The following is a 7,734-nucleotide window of genomic DNA, read 5'->3' as shown; positions in this document are numbered from 1 at the left end:
GTCGCGGCTTTCCTGCGGGTTGATCGTCGATCTTCACCCGACCACCTATGAATTGCGTCTGGGCATCCTGCAATCCAAGACCGAGGCGTTCCGCACCCAGCATTCCGATCTGGAAATCGGCGCGGGTGTGCTGGAATTTCTGGCGCATCGGATCACCACCAACGTCCGCGTTCTGGAAGGCGCGCTTCAGCGGCTTTTCGCCCATGCCAGCCTGCTGCGCCGCGAGATCACGCTGGATGTGGCCCAGGAATGTCTGGCAGACATCCTGCGCACCAATGATCGCAAGATCAGCATTGACGATATTCAGCGCAAGGTGGCCGAGCATTACAATATCCGGCTGGCCGATATGATGGGCCCGAAACGTGCCCGTAATGTCGCCCGGCCCCGGCAGATAGCAATGTATCTGTCAAAGCAACTGACCAGTCGCAGCCTGCCGGAAATCGGCCGACGTTTTGGCGGGCGCGACCACACCACGATCATGCATGGCGTCCGCAAGATCGAGGAGCTGGCGGGCGAGGATCAGTTGCTGGCCGAAGATCTGGCCATGCTCAAACGCCTTTTGGAGGCGTGATCCGCCCTTCTTGCACGAAGTTCTTGTGACCGCCCCCATGGGCGGTTACAAATCAGGTCCGATTGATGGGCCTTGAGGCCGTTGGGGACAGGGAAAAGTGATGAAATTCTCGATTGAGCGCGCCGTTCTGGTCAAAGCCGTATCGCAGGCTCAATCGGTGGTGGAACGCCGGAATACTATTCCGATCCTTGCCAATGTGCTGATCGAGGCCACGCCCGACGGCGTCAGCTTTCGCGCCACCGATCTGGACACGGAAATCGTGGATCGTGCGGTTGCGCAGGTCGAGCGTCCCGGCGCAAGCACGGTCAGCGCGGTGATGCTGAACGAAATCGCCCGCAAATTGCCCGATGGCGCGCTGGTCGCGATCACCTCGGACGATGCGGCGGGGCGGTTGTCGGTTCAGGCGGGCCGGTCGAATTTCAGTCTGGCGACCCTGCCGCGAGAAGATTTTCCGGCCATGGCATCGACCGAATACAGTGCCAATTTCTCGGCCAAGGCCAAGGAATTGCGGCGTCTGTTCGACAAGGCGAAATTCGCGATCTCGACGGAAGAGACGCGCTATTACCTGAACGGCGTCTATATGCATGTCGCCCAGTCCGACGATGGCCCGGCGCTGCGCTGTGTGGCGACTGACGGGCACAGGCTGGCGCGCGTGGACGCGCCTTTGCCGGCGGGTGCCGACGGAATGCCAGGCGTGATCGTGCCGCGCAAGACCGTGGCCGAACTGCGCAAGCTGCTTGACGAGGATGATGCCGACATCGCCGTTTCGGTCAGCGAAACCAAGGTGCGCTTTGCCACGCCGACGATCACCCTGACTTCGAAGGTCATCGACGGTACCTTCCCTGATTATTCCCGCGTCATCCCCTCGGGTAATTCCCGCAAGCTGGAGGTGGACGCCGCTGATTTCGCCCGCGCGGTGGACCGTGTCGCAACCGTCAGCAGCGAAAGGTCTCGGGCCGTCAAGCTTGCGCTGGAAAACGACCGGCTGGTCCTGTCGGTAAACGCGCCCGATGCCGGTGCCGCCGAGGAAGAGCTGATCGTGGCCTATGCCGATGATGCGCTGGAAATCGGCTTTAACGCCAAATACCTGCATGAAATTGCCAGTCAGGTGGATCGCGATAACGCGGTGTTCCTGTTCAACGGCTCGGGCGATGCGGCGCTGATCCGCGAGGGCAGCGACCTGTCCGCAGTCTATGTCGTCATGCCGATGCGCGTGTGACGCTGACGCGGCTTTCGCTGGCGCAGTTCCGGTCCTGGCCGCGTCTGACGCTGGATCTGGACCAGCGGCCCGTGGCGATTTTCGGGCCGAACGGGTCGGGCAAGACCAATATCCTTGAAGCCGTGTCGATGCTGGCGCCTGGTCGGGGGCTGCGTGGTGCGCCCGCACCCGATCAGGCGCGGCAGGGCCGGGATGCAGGTTGGCGGATCCGGGCGCGGATCGCCGATTTTACGGTCGAGACCGCTGCGCCGCCGGGGCAGGGGCGTGGCGTGGTGATCGACGACAAACCCGCGCCACAGACCGCACTTGGCCGGCTGATCCGGGTGATCTGGCTGGTTCCTGCGATGGACCGGCTATGGGCCGATCCGCCCGAGGCGCGGCGGCGGTTTCTGGATCGGGTCACGTTAAGCCTGTCACCTGATCATGCCGAACTTGCACTGACCTATGACAAGGCGATGCGTGAAAGGAACCGGCTGCTGCGCGATCAGATTGCCGATCCAGGCTGGTATCGCGCGCTGGAAACGCAGATGGCGCAGGCGGGCGCGGCGCTGACGCAAAACCGGCAGGCCGCGTTGGCCGCGATCATGGCGGCGCAGGACCGGGCGGCGACCGCCTTTCCTGCCGCAACCCTGACCCTGCTTGCGGGCGAGGGGTATGCCGACGATGCCGATGCCAACAGCATCGCCGACCGCCTGGCGGCGATGCGCCCGCGCGATCTGGCTGCCGGGCGCAGCCTGACCGGCCCGCACCGCGCCGATCTGGGCGCGCATTGGGGGCCGCAAGACATGCCCGCCGGGCTGTCCTCGACCGGGGAACAGAAAGCGTTGCTGCTGTCGCTGATCCTTGCGAATACACGGGCCTTGTCGGATCAGCCGGTCGTGCTGTTGCTGGACGAGGTCGCGGCGCATCTGGATGAGAACCGGCGCGCGGCACTATATGACGAAATCGCCGTCCTGACGGCGCAAACCCTTTTGACCGGCACGGGCGCCGAATTGTTCAGGGCCTTTGGCCGCCGCGCCTGTCGTCTTTCTATCGCCAAGCAGGAAGGTGCTTCCTGCGCAGAAGAGGTCACATGACAGCGACCCCCGAAGCCCTGTGGCTTTACGCCGGAGCCATGGTCGCGATCTGGCTGACTCCGGGTCCGGTCTGGGTGGCGATCATGGCGCGGGCCCTGTCCTCGGGATTTTCGGGGGTCTGGCCACTGGCTTTCGGTGTGGCCATCGGTGATGCGCTGTGGCCTCTGGTCGCGATTTTCGGGCTGTCGGTTCTGGTCGGGCAGCATGATGCACTGATCGGGGCAATGCGTTGGGTTGCGGCTGTGGTGTTCATCGGCATGGGGCTGATGCTGTTGCGCCACGCCGCCGATCCGGTGGCGAGGGATTCGCGCCTGACGCACCGCGGCCGGTGGGCGGGGTTTTCCGCCGGGCTGTTGGCGATCACCGGCAATCCCAAATCGGCGCTGTTCTACATCGGTGTGCTGCCGGGGTTTTTCGATGTTGGCCGGATCTCTGCCACCGATGTCGTGGTGATCGTGGTCATGTCGGCGATGATCCCGTTTTGCCTGAATCTCGGGGCCGGGGCCGCCGTTTCCGCCGCGCGGGCAAGGCTGGCAACACCTGCCGGAATGCGGCGGATGAACCTGATTTCCGGCGGGCTTCTGGTTGCCGTCGGCTGCGTGATCGCGCTGGGGCAGGTGCTGGCGGGCTAAAGCAGCCACTCGATCGGCAGGACATTCAGGATATAGACCTTGATCCGGTCCATTGTGCCAAGGCCGGGTTCGTGATCAAGGACCGCACCACCCGTGTCCTGCCAGACCATGTCATGACCCTGCAACATCGGTCGATAGCTGCGGGCGGCCAATTCGTCGGTCATGGTCCGGTCCGCAGCAGTCGCAATTGTGGGGCTTTCTATCAGAAACCCCATCTCGCAATTCAGCAAGGCCGAGCGCGGGTCGAAGTTGAACGATCCGATGAACACGCGCGCATCGTCCGCCCAAAAGGTTTTCGCGTGCAGCGATGCGCCTGACGCGCCAAAATGGTGCAGTTCCTGCCGTCCCTGCGGGATCGCGCCAGCCGGACGCAATTCGTACAGAGTCACCCCCGCCTCCAGCAATTCCCGGCGGTATTTGACATAGCCTGCGTGAACCATGGGCACATCCGTCGCCTGCCAGGAATTTGTCAGGATGCGAACCTCTTTGCCCTGCCGTGCTAGTCCGGTAAAGAACCGCGTGCCCGCCTGACCGGGCACGAAATAGGCCGAAACCAGATCCAGCCGCGCATCCACCCCGCCAAGGATCTTCCCCAGCCGGGTGATCATCAACTGATCGCGGGTGGCACCGCCCATGCCCTTGGCAGGGTCGTCGGCCACCACACGCACGTCGGTCCATTCCAGCGCCAGTTGACCCTGCCCCAGCCGCTCGGCCGGGTTCGGGACGGGGTGTTCCGGCTGTGCGGCCTGCGCCTGCCTGACGGCGGCGGTGAAATGGACCAGATCGCCATTGCCGCCGATGACCTGTTCAAGCCGCAGCACGGGGACCGCGTTCCAGTATTCGTCAAAGATTGCGGCGGTGTCGCTGACCACCTTGCCCACGCCAAGAACATCAAGGTCCAGATAGGCGGGCGCATCACCTGTTGCGAAATATTCATCGCCGATATTGCGCCCGCCGACGATGACGGCGGCCCCGTCTACGACGAACGCCTTGTTATGCATCCTCCGGTTCATGCGCAGCGGATACAGCAGATAACCCAGTGCCTTGGGCTGGCGGACCGTCGCTGGGTTGAACAGCCGCACGCTGAAATTCGGCATGGCATTCAGCGCGGCCAGCGTCTGATCCATTCCGGTAATGCCATTATCGTCCAGAAGCAGCCGCACCCGGACACCCCGTTCTGCGGCGCGGCGCAGCGCGTCCAGCAGCAGGTTGCCGGAAATATCGTCATGCCAGATGTAATACATCGCATCGATGGACCGTTCAGCCCGGTTTGCCAGACTGATCCGGCTTTGCAGCGCGGCATGCGGATCGCCCAAGGGGGCGACTCCACTTTGTCCGGCATGCGCGGTGGCGGCCTCGACCGCGGCAGGACCATAGGCGGTCGTGGGGTCAAAGGGCAGCGCGGTTTCCGGTGGGCGGCCATCGGTGCCGGGCACGGCAAAGACCAGCCGTCCGACAAACCACAACACGACCAGCAAGAACAGCAGGCGGGCAAGCCCCCTTAACCACGACATCGTACGCTCCTTCAGGTGCCGGTTCCGGCGCGATCTTCCCCAAGTCGGGCGGTTTAGGCAAGCCGGTCGGCGGGAATGCACAAAACACCAGAAAAATCGTGCCGTTGCCGTGACTTTGCCTGCGTAAGGGCCTATATCGTCACAAGATTGACAGGAACGCTTGCGCATGACCAACACCGCCCCACAACCCGCTGAATATGGTGCCGATTCCATCAAGGTCCTCAAGGGGTTGGAGGCGGTGCGCAAACGGCCGGGCATGTATATCGGCGATACTGACGACGGCAGCGGCCTGCACCACATGGTCTATGAGGTTGTGGATAACGGCATCGACGAGGCGCTGGCGGGGCATGCCGACTATGTCAAGGTCAAGATCCACGCCGATAGCAGCGTCAGCGTACGTGACAATGGCCGGGGGATTCCGGTCGATATGCACCCGACCGAAGGCGTCAGCGCGGCCGAGGTGATCATGACCCAGCTTCACGCCGGCGGCAAGTTCGACCAGAACAGCTATAAGGTCTCGGGCGGGTTGCACGGGGTCGGTGTGTCGGTGGTGAACGCGTTGTCCGACTGGCTGGAACTGCGGATCTGGCGACGCGGCAAGGAACATTTCGCGCGTTTCGAACATGGTGAGACCGCCGAACATCTACGCGTTACGGGCGATGCCGAGCCGGGCGAGACCGGGACCGAAGTGCGTTTCATGGCTTCGGCCAAGACGAACGATCCGGGCGGTACGTTCAGCAATCTGGAATACGTCTATAAAACGCTGGAAAACCGCCTGCGGGAACTGGCGTTCCTGAACAGTGGCGTGCGCATCCTGCTTGAGGATGAACGCCACGCCGAGGTTGCGCGGACGGAACTGTTCTATGACGGCGGCGTGCGCGAATTTGTGAAATTCCTGGACCGGTCTAAAACCGCCGTCATGCCGGAACCGATTTTCATCACCGGCGAAAAGAACGGCATCGGGGTCGAGGTCGCGATGTGGTGGAATGACAGCTATCACGAAACCGTGCTGCCCTTTACCAACAACATCCCGCAGCGCGATGGCGGCACTCATCTGGCCGGATTCCGGGGCGCGCTGACCCGCGTGATCCAGAAATACGCGCAGGACAGCGGCATCGCCAAGCGTGAGAAGGTCGATTTCACTGGCGACGATGCGCGCGAGGGGCTGACCTGCGTGCTGTCGGTCAAGGTGCCTGATCCGAAATTCTCAAGCCAGACCAAGGACAAGCTGGTGTCGTCCGAGGTGCGTCCGGCGGTCGAGGGGCTGGTGGGCGAGAAATTGGCCGAATGGTTCGAGGAAAACCCCGCCGAGGCGAAACAGATCGTCGGCAAGATCATCGAGGCCGCGCTGGCGCGCGAGGCCGCCCGCAAGGCCCGCGAACTGACCCGCCGCAAGACCGCGATGGACGTGGCCAGCCTGCCCGGCAAGCTGGCCGAGGGACAGGAAAAGGATCCCGCCCTGTCCGAACTGTTCATCGTCGAGGGTGACAGTGCGGGCGGTTCAGCGAAACAGGGCAGGTCGCGGCAAAATCAGGCGGTTCTGCCCTTGCGCGGCAAGATCCTGAATGTGGAACGTGCGCGGTTCGACCGGATGCTGTCCAGCGATCAGATCGGCACGCTGATCACCGCGCTTGGTACCGGCATCGGGCGCGACGAATTTGACCTGTCAAAGCTGCGCTACCACAAGATCGTCATCATGACGGATGCCGATGTGGATGGCGCGCATATCCGTACGCTGTTGCTGACCTTTTTCTTCCGGCAGATGCCGGAACTGATCGAGGCGGGGCATCTGTATATCGCGCAACCGCCGCTGTATAAGGTCGGGCGCGGCCGGTCCGAGGTCTATCTCAAGAACGAGGCTGCGCTTGAGGATTATCTGGTCCAGCAGGGCATCGAAGGGGCGGCGTTGCGCCTTGGCACTGGCGAGGACATCATCGGCAATGATCTGGCCCGCGTGGTCGATGAGGCCCGCACCGCCCGCCGCGTCCTGCGCGCCTATCCGACCCATTATCCGCCCCATATCACCGAACAGGCCGCGATTGCGGGCGCATTGGTGCAAGGCCGGCTTGACGCAGATGCGCAGGGGGTGGCCAGCGCTATCGCCGCGCGTCTGGACATGGTGGCCGAGGAATATGAACGCGGCTGGTCCGGTCGTCCGACGCAAGATGCCGGGATCCGCCTGACCCGGACCCTGCGCGGTGTCGAAGAGGTTCGCACGCTGGACGGCCAGATGCTGCGCAGCGGCGAAAGCCGCCGTCTGGGTGAGATGACTCAGGCACTGCAAGACATTTATGGCCAGCCCGCGCGCCTGATCCGCAAGGACCGTGAATTGCCGATCTTTGGCCCGCTTGGCCTGCTGGCAGCGGTATTCCTTGAGGGCGAAAAGGGCTTGTCATTGCAGCGCTACAAGGGTCTGGGCGAGATGAATCCCGAACAATTGTGGGAAACCACGCTGGACCCCGCCGCCCGCACGATGTTGCAGGTCCGGGTCGAGGACGTTGCCGAGGCCGAGGATCTGTTTACCAAGCTGATGGGCGATGTGGTCGAACCCCGGCGCGAATTCATCCAGCAGAACGCCCTGAGCGTCGAAAATCTGGACATCTGACCCAAGGCCGCAGGGGCCTTCGCCTCTCTGGACTGGTCCAGGCTATTTCATGGTATGCCGGTGAACGGAGGAGATATTTTGATCGCATCGCTTTTTGCCTACGCCGCAGCCCTCGGT

Annotated in this window: 6 protein-coding genes; 5 read left to right on the top strand and 1 reads right to left on the bottom strand. The window is 63.1% G+C overall.

The genetic code is table 11. The annotated features are described in order from the left end of the window. From ACK5L9_RS15445 to ACK5L9_RS15430, 4 genes are all read left to right on the top strand, one after another. Window positions 1-571, top strand: a 571-nt coding sequence (locus ACK5L9_RS15445) for a helix-turn-helix domain-containing protein (protein ID WP_416912361.1), incomplete at its 5' end; no start/stop codon positions are given. Between the two features lie 100 nt (window positions 572-671). Continuing rightward, complete coding sequence (gene dnaN / locus ACK5L9_RS15440; RefSeq protein WP_416912360.1) at window positions 672-1,790, top strand: DNA polymerase III subunit beta; 1,119 nt, start codon at window positions 672-674, stop codon at window positions 1,788-1,790. Next, window positions 1,787-2,866 carry a DNA replication/repair protein RecF gene (gene recF, locus ACK5L9_RS15435; RefSeq protein ID WP_416912359.1) on the top strand — a complete coding sequence of 360 codons (1,080 nt, stop codon included), beginning with the start codon at window positions 1,787-1,789 and terminating at the stop codon, window positions 2,864-2,866. Before dnaN ends, recF begins: the two co-directional genes overlap by 4 nt. After that, window positions 2,863-3,498 (top strand): LysE family translocator, encoded by a 636-nt coding sequence (locus tag ACK5L9_RS15430; RefSeq protein WP_416912358.1) that lies wholly within the window; start codon window positions 2,863-2,865, stop codon window positions 3,496-3,498. Before recF ends, ACK5L9_RS15430 begins: the two co-directional genes overlap by 4 nt. On the opposite strand, the gene ACK5L9_RS15425 is transcribed toward ACK5L9_RS15430, so the two are convergent. Next, on the bottom strand, window positions 3,495-5,012 hold the full coding sequence (locus ACK5L9_RS15425; protein WP_416912357.1) for a phospholipase D-like domain-containing protein: 1,518 nt from the start codon (window positions 5,010-5,012) through the stop codon (window positions 3,495-3,497). The two genes, ACK5L9_RS15430 and ACK5L9_RS15425, sit on opposite strands and share 4 nt — an antisense overlap. 166 nt (window positions 5,013-5,178) lie before the next feature. Between ACK5L9_RS15425 and gyrB the strand changes: the two genes are divergently transcribed. After that, window positions 5,179-7,617 carry a DNA topoisomerase (ATP-hydrolyzing) subunit B gene (gene gyrB / locus ACK5L9_RS15420; protein WP_416912356.1) on the top strand — a complete coding sequence of 813 codons (2,439 nt, stop codon included), beginning with the start codon at window positions 5,179-5,181 and terminating at the stop codon, window positions 7,615-7,617. Window positions 7,618-7,734: the final 117 nt, after the last annotated feature.

The organism is Paracoccus sp. (in: a-proteobacteria) (genome assembly GCF_047973135.1).
Lineage (GTDB): Bacteria > Pseudomonadota > Alphaproteobacteria > Rhodobacterales > Rhodobacteraceae > Paracoccus.
Note: the sequence above shows the minus strand (reverse complement) of the source record. Positions and strands in the feature narration are given on the sequence as shown.